The 22,651-nt window shown below is 51.5% G+C and carries 18 protein-coding genes; 6 read left to right on the forward strand and 12 right to left on the reverse strand.

The genetic code is table 11. The features are described 5' to 3' along the window. The first annotated feature begins 119 nt into the window (after positions 1–119). On the forward strand, positions 120–1,496 hold the full coding sequence (gene gdhA, locus MKX42_RS19330; protein ID WP_340757738.1) for an NADP-specific glutamate dehydrogenase: 1,377 nt from the start codon (positions 120–122) through the stop codon (positions 1,494–1,496). A gap of 65 nt (positions 1,497–1,561) precedes the next feature. On the opposite strand, the gene MKX42_RS19335 is transcribed toward gdhA, so the two are convergent. Both MKX42_RS19335 and MKX42_RS19340 read right to left on the reverse strand, forming a co-directional pair. Next, positions 1,562–2,545, reverse strand: coding sequence for a diaminopimelate dehydrogenase (locus MKX42_RS19335; protein ID WP_340753924.1), 984 nt, complete (start codon positions 2,543–2,545; stop codon positions 1,562–1,564). Between the two features lie 252 nt (positions 2,546–2,797). Beyond that, complete coding sequence (locus tag MKX42_RS19340; protein WP_340753925.1) at positions 2,798–4,039, reverse strand: hypothetical protein; 1,242 nt, start codon at positions 4,037–4,039, stop codon at positions 2,798–2,800. Positions 4,040–4,291: 252 nt separating this feature from the next. On the opposite strand from MKX42_RS19340, the gene MKX42_RS19345 reads away from it, so the two are divergent. After that, positions 4,292–5,644, forward strand: coding sequence for an FAD-binding oxidoreductase (locus MKX42_RS19345; RefSeq protein WP_340753926.1), 1,353 nt, complete (start codon positions 4,292–4,294; stop codon positions 5,642–5,644). A 70-nt stretch (positions 5,645–5,714) separates the two neighbouring features. Here MKX42_RS19345 and MKX42_RS19350 read toward each other — a convergent pair whose 3' ends face one another. The 7 genes from MKX42_RS19350 to licT all read right to left on the reverse strand — a co-directional run bounded on the left by MKX42_RS19350 (position 5,715) and on the right by licT (position 14,020). Beyond that, positions 5,715–7,301 carry an ABC transporter substrate-binding protein gene (locus MKX42_RS19350; protein ID WP_340753927.1) on the reverse strand — a complete coding sequence of 529 codons (1,587 nt, stop codon included), beginning with the start codon at positions 7,299–7,301 and terminating at the stop codon, positions 5,715–5,717. Between the two features lie 192 nt (positions 7,302–7,493). Next, positions 7,494–8,384: an Rpn family recombination-promoting nuclease/putative transposase gene (locus MKX42_RS19355; protein WP_340753928.1), complete on the reverse strand. Its 891-nt coding sequence runs from the start codon at positions 8,382–8,384 to the stop codon at positions 7,494–7,496. 320 nt (positions 8,385–8,704) lie between these two features. After that, entirely contained in the window at positions 8,705–9,004 is a 300-nt protein-coding gene (locus tag MKX42_RS19360; protein ID WP_036729071.1) for a heme biosynthesis protein HemY, read from the reverse strand. Between the two features lie 240 nt (positions 9,005–9,244). After that, positions 9,245–9,568, reverse strand: a complete 324-nt coding sequence (locus MKX42_RS19365; protein WP_340753929.1) for a hypothetical protein — start codon at positions 9,566–9,568, stop codon at positions 9,245–9,247. A gap of 103 nt (positions 9,569–9,671) precedes the next feature. Further along, positions 9,672–11,141, reverse strand: coding sequence for a 6-phospho-beta-glucosidase (locus tag MKX42_RS19370; RefSeq protein ID WP_340753930.1), 1,470 nt, complete (start codon positions 11,139–11,141; stop codon positions 9,672–9,674). A 34-nt stretch (positions 11,142–11,175) separates the two neighbouring features. After that, positions 11,176–13,074, reverse strand: coding sequence for a beta-glucoside-specific PTS transporter subunit IIABC (locus MKX42_RS19375; protein WP_340753931.1), 1,899 nt, complete (start codon positions 13,072–13,074; stop codon positions 11,176–11,178). Between the two features lie 109 nt (positions 13,075–13,183). Beyond that, complete coding sequence (licT, locus tag MKX42_RS19380) at positions 13,184–14,020, reverse strand: BglG family transcription antiterminator LicT (RefSeq protein ID WP_340753932.1); 837 nt, start codon at positions 14,018–14,020, stop codon at positions 13,184–13,186. Positions 14,021–14,322: 302 nt separating this feature from the next. Between licT and MKX42_RS19385 the strand changes: the two genes are divergently transcribed. After that, positions 14,323–14,796, forward strand: a complete 474-nt coding sequence (locus MKX42_RS19385; protein WP_340753933.1) for a DUF1572 family protein — start codon at positions 14,323–14,325, stop codon at positions 14,794–14,796. Between the two features lie 87 nt (positions 14,797–14,883). Here the strand turns inward: MKX42_RS19385 and MKX42_RS19390 are convergent, their stop codons facing one another. Together MKX42_RS19390 and MKX42_RS19395 are read right to left on the reverse strand one after the other, a co-directional pair. Then, positions 14,884–15,840, reverse strand: a complete 957-nt coding sequence (locus tag MKX42_RS19390; RefSeq protein ID WP_340757739.1) for a DMT family transporter — start codon at positions 15,838–15,840, stop codon at positions 14,884–14,886. A gap of 317 nt (positions 15,841–16,157) precedes the next feature. Then, positions 16,158–17,624 (reverse strand): chromosome condensation regulator RCC1, encoded by a 1,467-nt coding sequence (locus tag MKX42_RS19395; protein ID WP_340753934.1) that lies wholly within the window; start codon positions 17,622–17,624, stop codon positions 16,158–16,160. 324 nt (positions 17,625–17,948) lie between these two features. Here MKX42_RS19395 and MKX42_RS19400 point away from each other — a divergent pair, with 324 nt between their 5' ends. From MKX42_RS19400 to MKX42_RS19410, 3 genes are read left to right on the forward strand one after another with little or no spacing between them, the layout of a single operon-like run. Then, positions 17,949–18,656, forward strand: a complete 708-nt coding sequence (locus tag MKX42_RS19400) for a hypothetical protein (RefSeq protein ID WP_340753935.1) — start codon at positions 17,949–17,951, stop codon at positions 18,654–18,656. An 18-nt stretch (positions 18,657–18,674) separates the two neighbouring features. Next, positions 18,675–20,360 (forward strand): vWA domain-containing protein, encoded by a 1,686-nt coding sequence (locus MKX42_RS19405; RefSeq protein ID WP_340753936.1) that lies wholly within the window; start codon positions 18,675–18,677, stop codon positions 20,358–20,360. Between the two features lie 26 nt (positions 20,361–20,386). Continuing rightward, positions 20,387–21,526 carry a toxic anion resistance protein gene (locus MKX42_RS19410; RefSeq protein WP_340753937.1) on the forward strand — a complete coding sequence of 380 codons (1,140 nt, stop codon included), beginning with the start codon at positions 20,387–20,389 and terminating at the stop codon, positions 21,524–21,526. Between the two features lie 88 nt (positions 21,527–21,614). Here the strand turns inward: MKX42_RS19410 and MKX42_RS19415 are convergent, their stop codons facing one another. Beyond that, positions 21,615–22,538 carry a helix-turn-helix domain-containing protein gene (locus MKX42_RS19415; protein ID WP_340753938.1) on the reverse strand — a complete coding sequence of 308 codons (924 nt, stop codon included), beginning with the start codon at positions 22,536–22,538 and terminating at the stop codon, positions 21,615–21,617. Between the last annotated feature and the right edge of the window lie 113 nt (positions 22,539–22,651).

The raw sequence follows: 22,651 nt of genomic DNA on the forward strand, positions 1-22,651 counted from the left end.
CTATGCCAAAAATAATTGATTGGCAAATTGATGTCAGGTTTTATAGAATTCTTTTAAATTCTAATTAATACGGGATAGCCCGAATTACAATCAGACAGGGAGTGCTTGCCAAAGTGTCCATCGTTCCTACACTAACGTCAGAAGTATCAAATGAGGCTGTGCAGTACGTGCAGCGGATCTATGCAGAGGTCCAGAAGCGCGACCCGCATGAGCCGGAATTTCACCAGGCTGTCCAGGAATTCCTGGAGAGCATCACCCCCGTTCTGACCCGCCACCCGCAGTATATGAAGCACGGAATTCTTGAGCGGCTGGTTGAGCCTGAGCGCAGCATCTCCTTCCGTGTCCCTTGGGTGGACGATGCCGGTAATACGCAGGTTAACCGCGGCTTCCGCATTCAATTCAACAGTGCCATCGGTCCCTACAAAGGCGGCCTGCGCTTCCATCCTTCCGTCTATCTCGGGATTATCAAGTTCTTGGGCTTCGAGCAGATCTTCAAAAACTCGCTGACCGGCCTGCCCATGGGCGGCGGCAAGGGCGGCAGCGACTTCGATCCCAAGGATAAATCAGATCAAGAGGTTATGCGCTTCACCCAGAGCTTCATGACGGAATTGTACCGTCACATTGGACAGGATACAGATGTTCCCGCAGGAGATATCGGTGTGGGCGCGCGCGAGATCGGCTATATGTTCGGACAATACAAACGAATTCACGGCGGGCATGCTGCCGGGGTTCTTACTGGAAAAGGGCTGCTTTATGGCGGTAGTCTGGCCCGCAAGGAAGCTACCGGCTATGGCTGTGTGTACTTCGTACAAGAGATGTTGTCATCGCGGGGAGCAAGCTTTAAGGACAGCAAGGTGGTCATCTCCGGTTCCGGGAATGTCTCCATCTATGCTATCGAGAAGGCTCAGCAGCTTGGCGCCCACGTAATTGCCTGCAGTGATTCGAACGGTTACATCCATGATCCTAAGGGCATTAATCTGGCTACCGTCAAAAGACTGAAGGAAACAGAACGCCTTCGCATCAGTGAATATGTGAAGGAGCACCCGCATGCCGAGTATGTTGAGGGCTGTAGCGGAATCTGGAGCCTGCCTTGCGACATCGCCCTGCCTTGTGCCACACAGAACGAGCTGGATTTGGAATCCGCCCGGACGCTGATTCTGAACGGGGTTCAGGCCATTGGCGAAGGCGCCAATATGCCGACCACCCTCCAAGCGGTGGAGCTGTTCCTGGAGAACCAGGTGCTGTTTGCTCCAGCCAAGGCAGCCAATGCCGGGGGCGTAGCCGTCTCGGGTCTTGAGATGAGCCAGAACAGCATGCGGCTGTCCTGGACCTTCGAAGAGGTGGACGAGAAGCTGCAAGTCATTATGAAAAATATCTACAGCAGCACCGTTCAGGCGGCTGAGGATTATGGCGTCGCCGGTAACCTGGTTGCCGGCGCCAACATCGCCGGGTTCCTGAAGGTTGCCGATACCATGCTGGCGCAGGGTATTGTGTAACCTGCAATCATACAAGAAGAGGTGTCCCTAAGCCGTTTGGCTGGGGACACCTCTTTTTTAATTGCCTACAGCAGCTCGCGCCGCAGCTCCTCTGCCGATCTTGGGGACAGGTGGCCGAGCGGAATGTCGAATACCGTCTTAGCTCCTGTCTGGCCTTCCTGCTTCAGACGCACAGCAGCGCGGGCATAGGCGGCCAGGACGCTGGCGGTGAATTCCGGGTTGCTGTCCAGCTTCAGCCCGAATTCGGCGATCTGTTTGCTTCCGCCTCCGGTCACTCCGCTGCGGATGACGAAGCCGCCATGCGGCATCCCTGAATGCTCAGCAGCAAGCTCCTCGTCCGTAATGAATTGAACCGTTGTGTCGTAATCGGCGAAATAGTTCGGCATCTCCACAATCGTCCGGGTAATGGCATCGAGGTCAGCTCCTGCTTCAGCCACTACGTAGCATTCCCGGCGGTGCTTCTCGCGGGTGGACAGCTGCGGGGTCTCGCCTCCGCGAATGCTGTCAATAACCTCCTGGACCGGCACGGTATATTGCACGCCTGCCTTGACACCGGGAACCCGGCGGATCGCATCCGAATGCCCCTGGCTGACTCCTGTACCCCAGAACGTATAATCTTCGCCTACCGGCAGGATGGACTGCATCAGCAGCCGGTTCATAGAGAACATGCCCGGGTCCCAGCCGGTGGAGATCACACTTACGCTGCCGCCTTCGCGGGCAGACTTGTCCACCGCAGCGAAGAAATCAGGGATTTTGGCATGAGTGTCAAAGCTGTCCACCGTATTGAATAACCGGGCCAGCTGCGGAGTCTGCTCCGGCAGATCTGTTGCGGAACCGCCGCACAGAATCATTACATCAATCTTGCCTATGTACTGCTCGGCGGCTGAGATGTGCTCGGTGCGCGTTCCTGTGATGTCTGCCAGCTGCTGCGGATCTCTGCGGGTGAATATGGCTACCAGCTCCATATCGGAGTTCTGCTCAATGGCCTGTTGTACCCCTTTACCCAAATTTCCGTATCCGACGATGCCTACTCTAATGGTTGATGTCATGTCTGTAATATCCTCCCTTGCCGGGTAACCCGGAGATATGAATCCTTCAAAAGTTAAGTATATATACATTACACGAAATGTAAATAATTAAAGTGTTATAAACCACAGTTATTTATGGAAAGCAGCCGCTGCTGCTTCACGAAGCCCGCAATCAGGCAGATGAGCATGCACACCGGGCCTTAACAGAATGCTGATCCAAGCAGACGGAGGGCAGCCCGGTGGCAAGGAACACAACATGTGATACAGGAAGTCCTAAGCTACGCTGAAAAGCACGGTTTTGGTGCCTATTAACGTTGAACCGCTGTTTACAAAATAATAGTTGGACGATGTATCCAGCGTGAGCGGACCGGTCCAGGTAATCGTGGCGAACTGGCTGCTGAAAATTCCGGTTGGCGGCACATCTGACAAAGCAAGCGTTACTGTAACCGCAGCATTAATAGTTGTGTTAGTAATGTGGGAATACCCCCGGACATTAATGACCCCGTCGGATTGGCTGTCCACCATACGCTGAATATTAAGCCCATTATGCACCATTGTATTGATCCGGCTATGGTACAGGTAAGTGTTCAAGTTCCCCATATGTCCAGACTGGATGATATCCCCAACCACCCGGGCATTCAGCAGCTGAAATTCAATCGTTGTAAACGGGTCTCCGACCGCCACATTCTGGAAGGTGACATTGCCGCTGATAATGGCACCGTCTGTATAATTCGTATGCGTGCTTACCGATGTCCCGTCATCAAACGTGCCGATTACAGTGACCGGACGCGCATCAAATGCTGGCCCTTGTATAAGATATACGTCCTCGGCAGCCTGACTGGTCTGAATGGTTACATTACGGGGAGTGGAGGAAGCGAAATTGGCCAGATCCGCATTGCCCAGCACCCAAGGACCCAGACCAAGCAATTGAATGTGCCTGGCCGGCGGGATGACTACATCTTCATCAAAAATTGAATTCGCCGCAATAAGCACAATACACCGCGCTCTCATACCGATGCTCACGGCCAACGGACTGTTAACTGCGGCATCAATGGCCGCCTGAAGGGAATTGAATGGGGCAAACGGAGAACCGTTGCCAGGCCCAGGAGCTGCCGAATCCGCCCAAAAGATCGTTTCACCCCATTCGAAAACCGGTGTTCCTGCGGGCGCCAGCACTTCAGAGGATACCAGGCGGTGAGCTGTCACCAGCTGCCCTGCCGAATTTTTGCCCCATGCTGAGATTTGAATCACTTCAGAAGCGGCATCCTCAACGGTGAAAATAAACTCAAATGCATTCAGATTGGCGAAGTAGTTCTTCGTGATCACTTCATTTGGAGCGATGGAAAATTCATCTTGCGCATACAGCGTCCGGGTTCCGTTCAAGACATAGCCTTCTACCAGAATCACCGAAGAGATTAGCGAGTCCCGGTTATCGAATTTGATCGTTACCTGTTGAGTGGGTCTACTCCCACTGGTAGGACTATTCTCAATTGGACCTGTCGATAAAATCGCCATACTGTATTCCTCCTCACAATTGCTAGATTTAAACCATCCCTTCAGATTAATGTATGTACTGTGTTTAACAACAAACCTGTACATTCTAGCAATAATTAACTCCTGCTGTCGGGCATAGACAAATAGAAACGCATCTCTATTCCCCGCATATCATATTATAGCCCACGCCTTAGACTAACGTCCTGCATACATTAACCTAGTCAAAGTCATTTCCATGTATGCCAATATTAGCTCAAAAGGAGCTGGAAACCAGTGAACTCAGCAACGAAGCTTACCGGACGCGTCATCTACAAAGGTGATCCGGGTTATGAGGCCGCGCGCAAAAATTGGGACCCGCATACCGACAGATTCCCCAAAGTATTCGTGTTCGCACAGAAGACGCAGGATGTAGCCAATGCTATCAAATGGGCCAACGAGCACCGGATTCCCATCCGGCCCAGAGGCGGCAGACATGCACTGGAGGTCAATCTGTCCCAGGTGAACGGCGGCATCGTCATTGATGTCAGTGAAATGAACAGCATTAAGCTAAGCCGCAAAACCGGGACAGCCGTCGTCGGAGCCGGAAACACAGTGGGGAGAATCGCCCATACGCTTGCCCGGAAGGGGTATATGGCGCCTTTCGGGGACAGTCCTACCGTTGGCATCGGCGGCATTACACTGGGCGGCGGCATCGGCCCGCTTCAGCGTACCCTTGGGCTCGTCAGCGATAATCTGGTGGAGCTTGAAATGGTCGATGCCAAGGGCAGAATTGTTATTGCAAATAAGAAAAGTAATACCGATCTGCTCTGGGCTTCCCGTGGCGGCGGCGGAGGCAACTTCGGTGTGTGCACTCGTTACAAATTCAAAGTACGCCCGGCTCCTGCCACAGCAACGGTATTCCGCATCACCTGGCCCTGGGGCCAGTTCGAGAAGGTCCTTAAGACCTGGCAGCGCTGGGCTCCCGCCGTGAATACCAGACTGGGCAGCGAATTATCCATCGGTCCCAAAAAAGGCGGAAATGTTAGCATGCTGGGACTATTCCTCGGATCTAAGGCTGAGGCTGTCCGCCTCTTGAAGCCCATTACAAGTGTAGGAACCCCTAAGATCCAAACGATCCGTTCCCTGCCTTACCCGCAAGCGGTCAGCTTCTTGTTAGCTCCCGATCCGGTTCAGACTCAGCGCTTCAGCAACCAGTTCTCCAGCGCCTTCGCAAGGAAACCGTTCCCGGATCAGGCATTCAAGCCGATGCGTGAGTTCCTGGAGAAGGTGGAGGGGAAAGACGCCGGGTTCTTTTTCCTCAACTGGGGTGGGGCTGTAAGCCGTAAATCTCCTAAATCTACTGCCTTCTACTGGCGAAAGGCCAAATTCTACGTGGAGTGGAACAGCTCATGGATCAAGAAATCGGATGCCGCCAAAAATATATTCTACGTCCGCAACACCCGCCGCAAGCTGCAGCCTTTCATCGTGGGAAGCTACATCAACGTGCCTGACCAGGGCATCAAGCATTCCGGCCCGGTCTATTATGGAACGAACTATGCCAGATTACGCAGAGTCAAGGCGAAATATGATCCCGGGAATGTGTTCAACAATCCGCAGAGTATCCCGCCAGCCCGCATCAAGAGCTGAGTTCGAATAAAAACGAGCAGGAGGCGTTTGCCGACCCTGCTCGTTTTTTTGAAGCTATGCTATGCTTGGCTTATTGTGCTGAATTCGCCAGGAATTCATCAATCTGACGCTGAACCTCTGCGATGATGGTGTCGATACCGGCTGCCTTAACCTGCTGCTGGAGCTTGGCCAGACCCGCGTCTACATCCTTCACAGTTCCGTATTCCAACGGAATGCCGTATTGCAGCATCACATTGCCGACATTGGCCACCTCTGTCTTCACCTTGCTATTGTCGAAAACGAAGGTCTCTAGCGGATAGTGATAGACCTCGTTCTCCCATTTGTCAGTCAGGGCGTTCGCTTCATCCGGGAAGGAAGCATTATCCCGGTTCAGCGGCGAGTTGAAACCCCAGTTCGAGAAGCCGGTGTAGTTGGCATTCTTCTCGGCGTTTGTGAATTTATCTTCGCCGACCGGATTATAATGTACCGCCGTGATGCCGTTCATGATCAGATCATGCAGTTCCTTATCGTTCTGGAGCAGATCAATCATCATCAGTGCACGTTCTGGCTGCTTGGAGGTGGAGTGAATCGCTACGCCGTTCTGCGTAGAGACGGCAACGGATTTTTTCTTATCCGGGTTAATATCGGCCAAAGCCAGCTCATACGGGGAGTTCTTCTCCCGCATATCGGTCATCAAGGCGCCAAGCGTACCCAGATTGTGGGTGATGGAGGCTGCCTTGCCGGCCTTGAATTCCTGCTGATGATCCAGCTTGCTGTTCAGTGCGCTCTTCGACCAGGCGTTGTTCTCGGCTAGATCTTTATAATAGTAGACAAGCTCCTTGAATTCAGGAGTCTCATATAAGTTGAATACCTTGCCGGCCGGATCATCCAGCTTGAAGCCCATCGGCAGATCGAGGTCGAACAGATTCCATTCGTTCTGCTGCTTGAGCAGGATCCGGTCCAGATTATGCAGCTTCCAGTCTCCGGTCTCCGGTACGAACGGGGTAACCCCCTTCTCTTTACCGGATATAGTCTTGAGATAGTTGGCGTACGCCTCAGGGCTGTTGATCTCCGGCAGATTATATTTTTTGCGTAGGTCTTCGCGGTACAGAATCAGCTTCTCCACGGTTTCGCCACGGTTCTGAGGCACCATATACAGCTTGCCGTTCACCTTCGCCTGACCCCAGGCTACCTCAGGCATCGCCTTCCAGGTCATCGGAGCATATTTCTCCAGCATCTCGTTCGTCAGCTCCAGGAACCCGCCCTTGAGTGCCTGGTCGTTATAGCCTGCCCAGTTGGCGGCATAGATCAGATCGAAGTCCTCGTTAGCCGCCAGCTTAAGCGGATATTTCTGCGCCCAGTCGGACCAGTCCAGGAATTCGGCTTCCAGTGTAGTGTTTATTTTCTCCTTGAGCTGCTTATTGATCTCTCCAAATACCTGATCGTAATCAACCGGCTTCGGACCTACGAAGATCATCTTCAAGGTAACAGGCTGGGATGTATCCACAGTGACGGAATCTGCGGCGGGCTGATTGGTTCCGGCAGCTTCCGTTGCTGCGGCTGAGGCCTTCGGCTCCGCTGCGTTCCCTCCGGCATTGCCGTTGCCGCCTCCGCACGCGCTAAGCAGAGAGATCATCAGGATACTGGACATCAGTGTCATTGCTTTTTTCTTATTCACTAGAATTTCCCCCCAGCTATATGTGTGTAATCGCTTACAAGAACAGTATAATAAAAAATCTGCGCCGCGCTAATATAGGCATTCAACGATATTGCATACTTTTGCAACGACTTTTAGGGCGGGATAACATAATATTCCTGTAAAAGAGCCTATCATAAAAAGACCCCGGGCAACATCCGCCCAGGTCTGTATTCACATCAGCTTCTTAATCTCATCCAGCGGCAAATCAACGGCTTTGGATACCGCCTCGGGAGTGAATCCGTTGAGCAGCAGCTTACGGATAATCTCCGCCTGGCCTTTCTCCCTACCTTCCGCTATGCCCTCTTCATAACCCCAACGCTTCCAAGCTGGCATTAGTTCCATAATGGCTTCCCCCTCCTCCGGATAGTGATCTATTAATTCTCTTAGAATCTCCTCATCCTGTACCCGGTCCGGCTTAAAGTACAGATCCGCCAGGGACATGATCAGTGCCAATCGGCCCTGATCCAGCCGCGCTCTCAGCTTCATGAACATCCGCAAGAATTCCCGGCGCACTTCTCTCGCTTCTCTTGTAGTATACCCCATCTTCGCCAATAACGCAGCAGCCACAGCATTATCTGAATCGATGAACCGCCGCCAGTTCTGCTTACGCAGCTCCACCTTAAGAAACTGGAAGCGCAGAATGTTGTGTTCCGGGATGGACATCTCTAGCGTGTCCTGTTCCTCCCTGACCTCATCCGAGGTAAAGATCGCAATAGGGATAATGAGTTTGTGATCTTTACGGTATCGCTCAAACAGGCGGCTGAAATAAATAAACATCCGGTCACGAAATTCATGATCCTTGTACGATTGCGGCTCCAAGTGAATTAGAATGTAACCGTCCAACCCTTTGTAGCGAGTCTCCAGCAGCAGATCCAGCTCCCGCGCCTCCTCGCCGACAATATCCACCAGCAATTCCTGCATCAGAAACCGGGTCTCACTATAGTCGAGCATATCGCCCAGCTCAGGAAAGAACAAATCAATGAATTCCTGATAAAAAGTTTCCAGCAGCTTTTTAAAAGCCTCATCATGCGGTATAGAAATCTCTATCGCCTCCCGTGTCAAATGTCGGACTTCTTGAATGTAATTATATTCCATAATTTAGTGATTATATATGATAAAAGGAACATACATTCTCATTTAAATGTGCTAACCGTGCTCCATAGCGTCATGCTTTCATTCTCAAACCTCCACCTCAATAGAAGAAAATCCCTATCTAAGTGTTTTTTGTTTTAACCACGCTTGTATGGAGCAGCATGGTTGCACTTCGTGCAGGATCTCCCTAAAATCTAACAACAAAAAGACGGCACCGTCCAAATCAGCCTCGCCCGGCTGATTCAGACAGCGCCGCCCCTAAGGCAGCACAGATGATAGTGATCTGATGCTTATTTCTCCAGGAATCCGGTAGACGGATTGGTGATGAAGAAGCCTTCCTGTGGCACATAGAAATACTGAATCCAGACGCCGTCGAGCAGCGGTTCGCGCGTATCCAGCAGAATCTCGATATCCTTATCTGTAGCAACCACTTCATCGTGCTCAGTAGGTGTATCCAGCGCTACATCATAGTGTCCGTGATCTCCGTGATTCTGGGTGATGACCACGCGGATTTTCTTGCCTTCCGCTTCCGGGCTGTTCAGCATATCTTTTAGAACCTTAGCTGCATTGCGGTTAATTTTTACTTTCATCCTCTGGCGACCTCTATTCTACTTAGTATGAAATCAGAAATTCATTATAACATATTATAAGGTGCTATAGATAATTAAGTGGTTACTCCAGTGAGCAGACTATAGATCACCACTTCAGCCAAGTGGAAACGGCTTTGCCGTCCTTTTAAAGGACAGTACCGTTTCAGCGGGAAATAAAAAGCTGCCCCAATCAGCCATATTTCACGGCTTGCGGGACAGCTTCTCATATGTGTACTTCTATTATGAAGCGTTCTGATTCGATAGAGCGGCTAACACTTCATTGGTAATGTCCTTGCCGCCCTTGAAGTTAGTAATGAACGCCCCGATGGAATAGATCGGCCCCCAGGGAATCCCCCACCAGCCCACCAAGGCCGTCAGCAGAGTGTACTTTAGTCCTTTTTTGACGGAGCCCTCGCCCGCCTTGATGAAATAGATACCCGAGCTACGTCTGAACGTCATCAGGACAACAGAGAAGCAATATGTGTAGATCACGAATTTACCGCCTTGCTGAATCTGGCTCATAATGTTGCCGCCGTCCATGTTCTCGATCCCTTTTATGATCATAGGAAATCCCCTTTAACGGTTGTTTATTATCATATACCGTAGGGATGGCGGACTGAAACAGCAGACAGATATTTGTAAAAAGTGAGCTGACAGCAGACGCGGATTACTCCAGCTCAGCTCCGTTACTGGCGATTACCCGTTGATACCAGAAAAAGCTGTCTTTGCGGGACCGGTCAAGCGTCCCCTTGCCTTCGTTATCCTTATCCACATAAATGAAGCCGTAGCGCTTCTTCATCTCTCCGGTGCCTGCACTGACCAGATCGATGCAGCCCCAGGAGGTGTATCCGATTAAGTTCACGCCGTCAGCCAGCGCCTCCCCCATCGCCCGGACATGTTCCCGCAGATATTCTATCCGGTAATCGTCCTTAATTGAACCGTCTGCTTCTACGGTATCTACTGCGCCAAGGCCGTTCTCCACCACCATCATCGGCAGTCCGTAACGGTTGTAGATATTATTCAGGGACCACCGCAGGCCTTGCGGGTCAATCTGCCATTCCCACGCGCTTGCCTGCAGATACGGGTTCTTCAGACCCAGCGACATATTGCCGCCAATCGACTCCTGATCCGGAGCTGCGCTTACGCAGGTGGATGAATAGTAACTGAAGGTGTAGAAGTCCACACAGCCTTCTTTAAGAATCTGCTCGTCACCTTCCTCCATCTGCAGCTCAATTTGCTTCTCCCGGAAGTATCGCAGCGCGAAGCCCGGATAAGCGCCTCTTACCTGCACATCAGAGCAGAGGAAATTACTCAGATTATCCTTCTGCTGGGCCAGCAGCACATCTTCGGGATTACAGGTCAGCGGGTAAGAGCACATGTAGGCAATCATACAGCCGATCTGAAAATCCTTATGAATCTCATGTCCCAGCTTCACCGCTCTGGCACTGGCGATGAACTGATGATGGAGCGCCTGGTATCTTAGCTGTTCATTGTCGGTTTGCGCGGATGCCGTCAGTTCGGCGCTTCCCTCCGGTTTCATCGCCCCGGCCATGAAGGTCCCGAACGGCATCGTAAGGATGTTGATCTCATTGAAGGTCAGCCAATACTTCACGCTGTGCTTGTAGCGGTTAAAGATCACCTCGCAGTAACGGACGTAGAAATCAATTGTTCTGCGGTCCGCCCATCCGTTATAGGCTTCAGCCAGATGATAAGGCGCTTCATAATGGGAGATCGTCACCAGCGGTTCGATCCCGTGCTTAGCCAGCTCGGCAAACACCCGGTCATAGAACTGCAGCCCTTCTTCGCTTGGCATGGCATCATCCCCGTTCGGGAAAATCCGCGACCAGGCGATCGACATGCGGAACACCTTGAAGCCCATTTCGGCGAACAGCGCGATATCCTCCTCGTACCGGTGATAGAAATCAACCGCTTCATGGCTCGGATAATTAGCTCCGGCTTCGAGCACAGGTGTAATTCTCCGGGAGACCGTATGCGTTCCCGCGGTCATGACATCTGCCGTGCTTAACCCCTTGCCTCCTGCATCGAACCCGCCTTCGAGCTGATTCGCAGCCGTTGCGCCGCCCCACAGGAAATTCGCCAGAAAACTTCTGTTGCTCACATTCACGTTCTTGTTCATATTAATTCCTCCTGAGATTGGATTAGGATACCACTTAGATCATGACGGTCAGCAGATTCTCCCGGTAATCGACGCTCTTCTGGTCTGTCTCAATAACGTCGAGATACTCACCGGAATTGGAGATAATCACAGGCGTGGTCAGCGTATAGCCCGCCTCTCTGATCGCGGCAACGTCGAACTCCATGAGCAGCTGGCCTTTGGTGACGGTATCGCCTTGCTTGGCCCGGGGAGTGAAGTGTTTGCCCTTTAATTTGACCGTGTCCTTGCCGACATGAATCAGAATATCAACCCCATTATCACTGGTGATGCCAATCGCATGGCCGGAGGCGAACAAGGTGGTCAGTACCCCGTCAACGGGAGAGTATACCTTGCCTTCCAGCGGTTCAATCGCTATACCTTTGCCCATTGCGCCTGTAGAGAAGGCTTCGTCCGTCAGCTCCGACAAGGCTCTGATCTGTCCCTTCAGCGGACTTCCCACCGTCTCCTGCTTCACCAGAACGCTCCGGGCAGTCCCGCCACTCTTACTGTCTACCGCTTCCTCATCCTTGAACCCGGAGAAGAAGACAAGAATGAACCCGAGAATGAAGCTAATCACAATCGCAGCAATCGCGCCGTAGAAGCCTTTATCCATCCCGTCCGGACTGATGTAGCTTGGGATACCGAAGATCCCCAGACCGCCGAGAATATAGCCTTTGGTGCCCATCAGACCGACGATACCGCCGCCGACCGCCGCCGCGACACAGCTTAAGATGAACGGCTTCTTGCGCGGCAACGTAATTCCGTAAATGGCGGGCTCCGTCACTCCGAAGATCCCTGAGATAATGGCTGGAATCGACAATGACTTCAGCTTGGCGTTCTTGGTCCGCAGCATGATCGCCAGCACAGCACCGGTCTGGGCAAACGAAGCGCCGAAGGAAGCCGCCAGAATCGGATCGGATTTCAGTACAGCCATGTTATTGAGGGCAATCGGCACCAGGCCCCAGTGCAGCCCGAAGATAACGAAGACCTGCCAGAACGCGCCTACCAGCAGCCCCTCAATAACCGGACTGAGATTGTAGAGGAACAAGGTTCCCTGCCCCAGCAGTTGTCCGGCCCAGGTGGAGACCGGTCCGATGGCAATCAGCGCCAGCGGAACGGTGACCAGCAGGGTGAAGAACGGGACGAGGAAGGTGCGCACCACGCTCGGCGTTACTTTTCGGAAGAAGGCTTCCAGCTTGGAGCCAATATAAGTCGAGATGATGATTGGAATAACGCTGGAGGTATAGGACATCAGGATGACCGGAATCCCCAGGAAGGTAATGTACACAGGCGATTCAAAGATCGTTCCGCTAAAAAGTGTGTACAGCGGTTCGCCCGCCGCCGTGATGCTGCCGAAGGACGGATACACCAGCGTAGCGCCTATCGCCATCCCGATAAAGATATTGGCCCCGAATTTCTTGGCCGAGGTATACCCCAGGAAGATCGGGAAGAAGTAGAACAGGCAATCCCCGAGCGCATTCAGAATCTGGTAGGTCCCCGACTCCTTGGTAAGGAGTCCCACGGTCAGGAACAGGGCGGTGAAGCCCTTGATCATCCCCGTTGCAGCCAGTACGCCGAGGGTCGGCGAGAATACGCCGGAGATCATGTCGATGAAGCTGTTGAACAGACCCATTTTCTCGCCGGAGGCTGTCTCTGATCCGCCTTCCTGCAATCCGCCCGCTGTCATCACCTGGGCATAGACCTCAGACACATGATTGCCGATCACGACCTGATACTGGCCGCCGCTCTGAATCACCGTTACAATTCCGTCCATATTCTTCAGCACATCTGTATTCGCCGCCGCCTCATTCTTCAGCTTGAAGCGCAGACGGGTCACGCAATGGCTGAGTCCGTTGATATTCTCCTTGCCGCCGACATGCTTGATAATATCCTTGGCTAATGCCTCATATTTCATAGTAAGTCCTCCCGTTTCCTGATGAATGATAAGCAAAAGGCGAAACCATCCCGGCAGCTTCCTGCCTGATTTGGTTTCGCCTGCATGACCAGTAACAATCCAAGTGGTTTTATTCAGTTTGTCTTTGCGTTACCCGCTGAATGTGAATCGTCAGATACAGGATTTCTTCATCCAGGAGCTTCAGATCCAGATACTTCTCGATTTTGAGCACACATAGATGCGCCTTCCTGTATTTCACCCTCACCTGCTTGAGCAGAAAATCGTCCACGGACTCCTCAGACTCCTGCTTGCGCGAACGCTGGAAGAAATATCGCAAATGGGTGATGAACCTTTCGTAGCTGACGGTATGCTCATCAATTTCGTTGTTATAGGAATACTTTACAATATTGAGGATGTCATCAATCTGCTGGGTCTGCCTGGTAAGATCTGCAATCTTGTTGCCCGAGCTGTTCATTTGCGCGTTGATCAGGTGGAGTGCAATGTTCCCGGCTTCATCCTCCGGCAGGCGGATACACGTATCCTGCTCAATCATTCCCATAGCATGATGTCCGATGGCATACTCCCTCGGATAACAGCGCTGAATCTCCCAGAGAAGCGGATTGTCATTATGGATGCCCTGCTCATGAAGCCTCAGCGCATGAGTCAAATGATCCGTCAGGGTCACATAGATGTAATCGCTCAGGCGGGCCTTCAGCGTCTGCTTGGCATACTCGATAATGTCATAGCTTAAGGCTACATATTCGGCGGGGGCATCCGCCATTAAGGCCTTGAATTTCTCGGACGCGTCATTTCGCTTAAGTACAAATGTCTTCTCGATCAGAGAGACATCCACCGGATCACCCGGGCTCTTCTTGAAGCCGATGCCGCGTCCCATAACAACCAATTCATCCTTACCTGAATCCTTGGCAATAATGGCATTGTTATTGAAAATCTTCTCGATAATCAACCAAGCTGCCCTCCTTTACCCCGAATTTCATTTGCACTGCTTACAGGATGTTAGACGGGTCAAGGCTTCCTTACGGCGTCCCGCAGGGCCTTAACATAAAGAAAGGCAAAACCCAAAACACGTGACCATGTTTTGGGTTTTGCCTTTGCAGTAACAATCCCAAATTCAGAATAGCACCTAATTTCACTTTTGGCAACAAAAATGTTTGCGCTTACAAATTGGTATGGTGAATAAAAAGGATTGCAAAAACATTAAGGCGAATAAGAAAAATATGTAAATCTTATTCTTAGGAGGTACTATCAATGAATTATGATTTTAACAGGGACTGGCTTTCAAAAAAGTTTGATGAGATAAGTACGCGTCTACTCAAATCCCTGCAACAACTTAGCGATGAACAAGTAAATTGGAGACCTGATAACACAAGTAACAGCATCTCGACATTAATAAAACATGTTGAAGGTAACATTCATGAAAGAATACTAAAGGGAATTTTACATCAAGACGTTCATAGAAATCGTGATGAGGAGCTCAAACCAACGTATATTACCAGGTCCGAACTGGAACAGATCATCCAAGCTAAGTTTGAATTGATCATTGCCACGGTAAAAAACATTACCGATGAAGAGTTAGAGCAAACACAATGGGTCAGGAATCTTGAAAGAACAAATCTGGATATGTTGCATCAATGTGCCGCACATTACTCGGAGCATACGGGTCAGATCATTTATATCGCAAAACAAATTTTACAAGAAAGTTACAAGTCAACATCCATATAGTTCCACAGACAAAGACAACAATGCTAGCTGTAAAAGGAGTGCTCCCCTATTCACTGGGAACACTCCTCTTCTTCTATCCTCCAGAGCTCAGACCGATGACGAACTCACGCTCTGAGCATTACCCCACCGCAGCTTATACAGCTCCGGCAATACCACACCCAGCAGCACCAGCACTACTCCGGTCCATTGCAGAAGACTTACATGCTCTTGCAATACGAATGAGGACATTAAGACAGCCACAGGCAGTTCGACGGCGCCCAGAATACCAGCCATCCCTCCGCCGATATGCGGAACCCCGATGGCGAACAGCAGCGGCGGGATAAAGGCGCCGAACAAGCCCAGCAGGAAGCCGAACAGCAGCAGCGGTCCCCATAGCATACCGTTAAACAGGAAGGTCGGCGGGAACAGGATACACAGCAGCACCAGGCCGCCAGTGACCATCCAGGCGCTCCGGTAGGCCGGATGGGCCGAAGGAACGGCTTTGCCGCTGAATATAATGAACATGGAATAGCTGACTGCCGATAGTAATCCCAGCAGCAGCCCCAGCAGGTTAAACTCGGCAGCTCCCTGATTCAGAATACCTGCGGCCAGCAGGGTTCCGCCGAACAGCAGGATCAGCGTCAGCACCGTGATTTTGTCAGGGCGTTGACGTTTGCTTACCGCCTGAATCAGCACACTGATCCAGGTGAACTGGAACAGCAGGATAATCGCCAGCGAAGCCGGAATATACCGGAGCGACTGGTAGTACAGCAGACCCGTAACCACGGTTGGCGCACCGGCCATCATCAAGAGCAGTCTATGCTTCCAGGTCAGCCGGGTGGGAAGCGCCTTGGCGGGTGCCGTAACGTTCGCTGTGCTGCGCTGTTTGCGGTTCGCTCTAAGCTTGGTATATAACGCGAGCAGCCAGGCGAGAATACAGCCGGTTAAGAGCTGAGTGCCGACCACCTCTCCCAGCTTGTAACCTTGCCCGTAGGCCAATACAACAATCGTTGATAAAATGCCGTAGCTCATAGCGCCTACAAGTACGGAGATTAAATATTTCATATCTTTCATGTCTGTTATGCCTCCTGAATCTTCTGTTTCGTCTACACTTGAATTACAGCCGCAACACGCAAAAAATCCTAACTCCGGGACAGGGACCACTGGTTCACGGTCCTTATCATCGTAGTTAGGAAGAGTAGGCTTCCTGTAGAAACCCTCGCCCTGTGACATCTGAATGGCTGCGAGGTTATACGAGAACAATATAGAGTTATGAATGATTGCCTGGTTGACGACTGTTCATATGTTACACGCCAAGTGAGCTGGCGTCAAGCCTTAATTCTTTTAAATTTGAAACTCAGGGGACATAGACCTCTGTTTAATCAATTCTCCAGCCTAACTTCACCCGTACTTTTATTCCACTGTAAGCCAATACCGAGAAGATCACATATTGCTTCCAGCGGGAATTGTGCCGAATCCGGCAGCCTATTCATTGTAAACTCGCGGTCTGATTTCTTGCCATTGATATATAATTCGAGCGGATCGCTGAACTTTACCTGAACGGTATTCTTACCGTATACGAAAGACCATACCGTGAATTGATAACCATAAAATTTCGGGTCAGGCTTGGACGTGCCTGAGCTTACCTTCACACCAAGCGCCTTGAACACGCTGTTAGCCGGTACATACAGCTTGCCGTCCTTAACGGAAGGCGTGCCATAGAATGAGAACGTCTCCCCGTTCACACTGAAACTCAGCGGCGGCTGGACCGGTGCCAGAATATATCCGTCTTCATCCTTGGTCATCGCCCCCCTGCCAGTCGCAAGTCCCGTATCGAAGCCGTCTCCCCACCCCATTAGAGTCCCATCCTTGTGCTGGGCAAATCCAAAGGTTCCGCTGCTTCCCCACAGATTGCTGATATGACTTCCTTTTTTGATCTGAAAAGGCTTAACCAGCGCTCCAGAGTTGTAGTTCCATTGCCAGAGCGTTCCGTTCCGCTTCAGTGCAAACAGCCGGTAGAAGCCGGTATCCAGCTTATAGACATTAGTAAGACCGGCAACGGCAGAAAGCACTTTAGAATCCTTGTTCCAGCGCAGCACCTGGCCGTCACTTCGCAGCAGGAACAGCTCACCTTGTGTAGCTGCCATACCGGTTATTGACGATGAAGCGAGCGTAGCTACACTGACAGGATCACTCTCCAAACGCATACGGTTATAGACGTTGTTAACGATACTCATCTGCTTCACACTGCCCTCTTCAGTAAGAAACAAAGCATCGTTACCGTTAATTAGGGCGGATCTAATCCCCGTAACTGCCTTGAGCTCCAAATAGTGAATCTGTACCGGAAGCACACCGGGCTGATCGTAGGAAGGGTACCACAGGGTGGCCGTCCCGTCTTTTTTTACAGCGATGCCCAGGCTGCCATTCGCAGTGATGGAGGATACTTCCCGAAGACCCTCCAGCTTGACCGGACCTCCCCGTTTTTGATACCTCAACAGAGGATCATTCTCAATATAGCTGCTGTAGTACAAGCCCCAGCCCCATACCTCCCCATCCCTGCTGAGTGCAAAAGACACTCTTCCTGCCGCCGCCACCTGCACAATCCCGCTCAGACCTTCTACCTGTCTGGGGATGTATTGGTTAATACTTGTCCCGTCCCCGACTTGACCGAACTTATTATCTCCCCAGCCGGTTACCGTCCCGTCACTCCAAGCCGCAATTCCATGCGCAGAGCCGCCCGATACACTTACAGCTCTGGGCACCGCAGCAACGGCCTGACTGCCGGCAGGAAAGCATAAGGATAATATCAGAAGTGACGCGATGAGAAGCTTTGATTTACGAAAAAACAATGGCTTATCCCCCTTGTAATTTACTTTATTCTCATAAATTCTGTTAACCTTCCTATTATACTTCCATTTATTTGTAATGAACAGCAATCCAAGGGCAGCCCTCTATCAATAAATAAAGTAAAAATTTGAAACATAGACAAGTTACGATACGTATCAGTGTATAACCGTCCTTTATTCCAATCATTTCTATGTGAGATGGGTAATATTGTGAAGGGAACCACGGTGATCACCCGAAGGTATGAATGATCCCATGGTTTACCGAAATATACATAACTGGAGGAGGTGTAGATCCTGAACAGATCCGGGCCCATTAAGCTCCTTGGCATGATTGCCGGAGTTGTCATCTTAAATGTCATCGTTCTATCTCCCGGCCTGCTCGGTATCGAGATCGGCGGAAGCCCGCTGGAAACGGCATCTGCGGTAACCCTGCTAATCATCAGTCTGCTGGTCGTCCTATACGGGAGTTACACCTTGCTCTTCAGACCCCCGGCTGCCAAGCCCGTTAGCGTGCAATTAGAGACGCGGGAGGATTACATTGCCGGCCTCGGCCGTCACCGGAATGTGAAGGTGCTGAAGGAGGATATCTCCCTCGCCTTGGACCAGATCGAGCGGATTGAGAAGAAGAAGACCGCACTGCTCCAGGTGCTGGGCCGCAGGTTCGATCCGGCTGAGCTCAGCTTCCGCAAGTTTCATTCCGTCATAATGGAGGTCGAGAAGCTCTTTTATCTGAATATCCGCGGGCTGCTGGGCAAGCTCAGTGTGTTCGATGCCTCGGAGTTCGCCAGATTTAGTGCAGATAACGCGTCAAGCCGGTTCTCCAGCGCTCTAATTCAGAAGAAAACCGCGTTATACAACGAGTATCTCTCCTATGTCAAAGGCTGCCTCGGGGCCAATGAGGAAATTCTGCTGAAGCTGGATCAGCTGCTGCTGGAGATTACCGAGCTGGGCAGCGCAGATTATAGCAATGTGGAAGACATGCCATGCATGCAGGAATTAACCGCCTTGATCGGGCAGACGAAACTCTATCAGTAAGGAAAGGGAGATGAACCTATGAGGAAAGGCAAAACACTGTTCATACTCGGCATTATCGCCGCATCCGTCTTCGCACTTGTCTATTTCGGAATTACCTTAACATCCAATCTGGGCAAATCCAAGACTGAAATCTCTGCCGAAGACGCCGACAAAAGACTGAACCGCATCTATAAGGATATCAACGTGACCAGTGCTGAGCCAGTAAAAGGGCAGATCGATCTTGATCCGGCGTCCATCGGCGATTCGTTGCCCGATATCTCCAAGTTCCCCATCTCCGTAGAGAGCACAACCGATAGCTACGTCGAGATTTTCTCCTCCACAGAGAAGTCCGGAACAGGCAATGACGGCTGGCTGAATGAAGTCGCAACAGACTTCAACGCTGCCGGTATTACAATAGACGGCAAACCAGTCTCCGTCAAAATCCGTAACATCGCTTCCGGCACAGCCGCTGATTATATCCGGTCCGGCAAATATGTGCCTGACGCCTTCACTCCCTCTAATGAGCTATGGGGCGAGATGGTCAAGGCCAGCGGCGTGCAAGCCGAGCTGGTTACGAAACGTCTGACCGGCAACGTGGCCGGAGTGGTAATGAGCAAGCAGAAATACGATCAGCTGGTCGACAAATACGGCTCGATCAACGTGAAGACAATTACCGACGCCATTGCGGCTAATGAGCTGGCTATGGGGTACACTGACCCTTTTGCCAGCTCAACGGGGCTGAATTTCCTGGTCACCGCACTGAGCACCTTCGACAGTACGGATCTGCTGGGAGCCAAGGCGGTTCAAGGCTTCGAGAAGTTCCAGGCCAACGTGCCCTTCATCGCCTCCACCACCCTGCAAATGCGGGAAGCGGCCAAATCCGGCATGCTGGATGCCTTCGTCCTTGAGTATCAGACCTTTGTCAATGCGAAGGATCTGACCAGCGGCTATGTGTTCACCCCGTTCGGCGTAAGACATGACAGCCCGCTGTATGCACTCGGGCAGCTGCCGCCGGAGAAGCTGGCGATCATTAAGAAGTTCGGCGAATTCGTCCAGCAGGATAAGTACCAGAAGACGGCTGCGGACAAGGGCTTCAACGGCCTGACGGATTATGTCTCAGAGCTGGCACCGGTTGACGGCTCCATTCTCTCCTCGGCCCAGAAGCTCTGGAAGGAGAAAAAGAACGGCAGCAAGCCGATTGCGGCAGTGTTCGTAGCCGATGTCTCAGGCAGCATGGCCGGTGAACCGCTGAACCGTCTCAAGGAGTCCTTGCTGAAGGGCCAGAAATTCCTCGGCAAGGACAACAGCATCGGCTTTGTCTCCTATTCCAGTGACGTGACCATCAATCTGCCCATCGGCAAATATGATACCAACCAACAGTCCATGTTCGTAGGGGCGATTAACAGCCTTCAGCCTGTGGGCGGTACGGCTACCTTCGACGGGTTGGTGGTTGCGATGAAGATGCTGAAGGATGAGCTGGCGGTGAACCCGGATATGAAGCCTCTGATCTTCGTGCTTAGCGACGGGGAGACGAACGAAGGCCATTCCCTGGATGATATCCGGGGCCTGATCGAGACTTACAAGATTCCGGTATACACCATCGGGTATAACGCTAATATCAAGGCTCTGGAGAGCATCTCCAGCATCAACGAGGCGGCCAATATCAACGCCGACACAGAGGATGTAGTATACAAAATCGGTAACCTGCTCAACGTGCAAATGTAGACTTTATATTCTGAAGGAGGGTTCATATGTCATTCACCATGGAAATCCCCAGCCCCGAGAAGCTGAAATCGGTCATTGAGGAGCAGGTCCAGCCGGAGCCGGAGGAAGTCACCCAGCTTAAGGAGCAGGCGATCAGTAATGTCTCCAGTATCCTGGAGCTGGACTTCGAGTCTTTGGAGAAACGCAAGGCTGTGCTGCAGTCGATTGACAGCTTCGGGATGGGCACCATGCGCTCCTCGTCGGAGAAGAACTCCCTGCTTCAGGTATCGGTGGGCAATCTGTCCAAGACCGGGGATGAAGGCGGCCAGGTCGCCAAGGGATTAACCGAGCTGCATCAGCAGCTTAAGGATCTGGACCCCAGCGCGGTAGATTTCGCCAAAAGCGGGTTTCTCGGCAAGTTTTTTCACCCCCTGCGTAATTATTTCGCCAAATATCAAAAGGCCGATGCCGTCATCTCAGATATTATTCTATCCTTGGATAAAGGCAAAGCCGTGCTGAAGAATGACAATACGACACTGGAGATTGAACAGCAGACTCTGCGGGAGCTGACCAAGCGCCTTAAGAAGGAGATTCAGCTCGGCATCCTGATGGACGAGGAAATCGAGAAGCAGATTGAAGCTGCCAAACAGCGCAGTGAAGATGAGGATAAGGTGCGGTTCATCACGGAGGAGGTCCTGTTCCCGCTGCGCCAGCGGGTGATGGATCTGCAGCAGATGCTTGTGGTCAATCAGCAGGGCATTATGGCCATCGAGGTTGTCATCCGCAACAACAAGGAACTGATCCGTGGAGTGGACAGAGCCAGAAATGTTACGGTATCTGCGCTCAAAATCTCGGTTACAGTCGCCAGCGCCTTATACAACCAGAAGATCGTTCTCCAAAAAATCGAGCTGCTGAACCAGACCACCGACAATCTGATCAGCGGCACCTCCAGAATGCTTAAGGAGCAGGGTGCTGCCATTCACAAGCAATCGCTTGAAACCAGTATTTCGGTCGACACGCTGAAGCAGGCCTTCACCGACGTCCTCTCCGCCTTGGATTCGATTAGTACCTACAAGCAGGAGGCGCTCCCCAAGATGCGTGAGACTATTACCCAGTTCCGGGAGCTGGCAGATAACGGCGAACAGCAGATTCAGCGGCTGGAAAAGGGCAATACGCTCGGGCTGTAGCATCACTGTCCATATACAAAGCAAAACAGAGCACGGCGGAGAATACGCCGGTGCTCTGTTTTTTTGCTGTCTATTTTCTTTTTTCCATCTAACTCCCTTTATTCAGTAAGCCTGTCACCATTCTGCTCAACGTCCCTTGATCGATAAATGGAGCGAGGCTTGCCAGCAGATCCGGGCTAAGCTGTTCAGCTTCGACTTCACCAAGCAACTTCCCAAGCTTCCCCCTGTCCAGAAAAGGAGCGAGGCCTGTGAGCTGATTTCCATCGACAGCACCGCCTGCCACCCGGTCAACTAGAAGGCCCAACGTTTCCCTGCTAATAAAGGGAGCCAGTCCTTGAATGGAATGCCAGCTGGGGCTGTCCCCTCTGGCTTGTTGCACCAACAGATCCAGCTGTTCCCGTTCCAGAAAGGGGGCGATGCCCACAAGATTGTTCACCTCTCTGGAACCGTCTGCTGCTTGATCAACAAGCAGGCTTAAGGTGCCACTGCTGACGAACGGGGCAAGTCCGGAAATGACATTCCAAGCCATTTCTTTCTTTTCAGCCTGACGAACCAGTTCATCCAATGTATCTCTTCCCAGAAACGGGGCTAGCCGCATAATTACATCTAACGTAAGGACGCTGCTGTCTATGCCCTCTGTAACCTTATTGAGGGCACTTGCTTTTACAAAAGGCGCTACCTCTACAAGCTCTTCCATCTCCAGCTTACCGGCATTGACCATCTCTGTAACCTGGCCCGGCCTGTTCTCTGCAATCTCCTCTACGATCCGTCCCAGATGCGGGTGCTCCCGATGTTTTGCGTGGTCTCCTGCATTCAAAATGTCATCTACGGTTAGGCCGAATAACCCCGCAACCTGCGGAAGTGTTCCAATATCCGGCAGCGAGTCGCCCCGCTCCCATTTCGATACCGCCTGATGACTTACATTCAGTTGATCGGCAAGCTCCAGCTGGGTCCAGTCCTGGTCTTTGCGAAGCCGCGATATATAAGCCCCAATTCTACGTAAGTCGAGCATGATATCCCTCCGAGATTATTAAATGTACAGTGCGCACTGCCAGAAACAGCATAGCATTTCAGCATACACAATCCTATCAATTGCTGGTTGAATAGCTGCATACCCTCTGATTC

Origin of the sequence: Paenibacillus sp. FSL R7-0204 (genome assembly GCF_038002225.1) — a bacterium.
In the GTDB taxonomy this organism is placed as follows: domain Bacteria; phylum Bacillota; class Bacilli; order Paenibacillales; family Paenibacillaceae; genus Paenibacillus_AQ.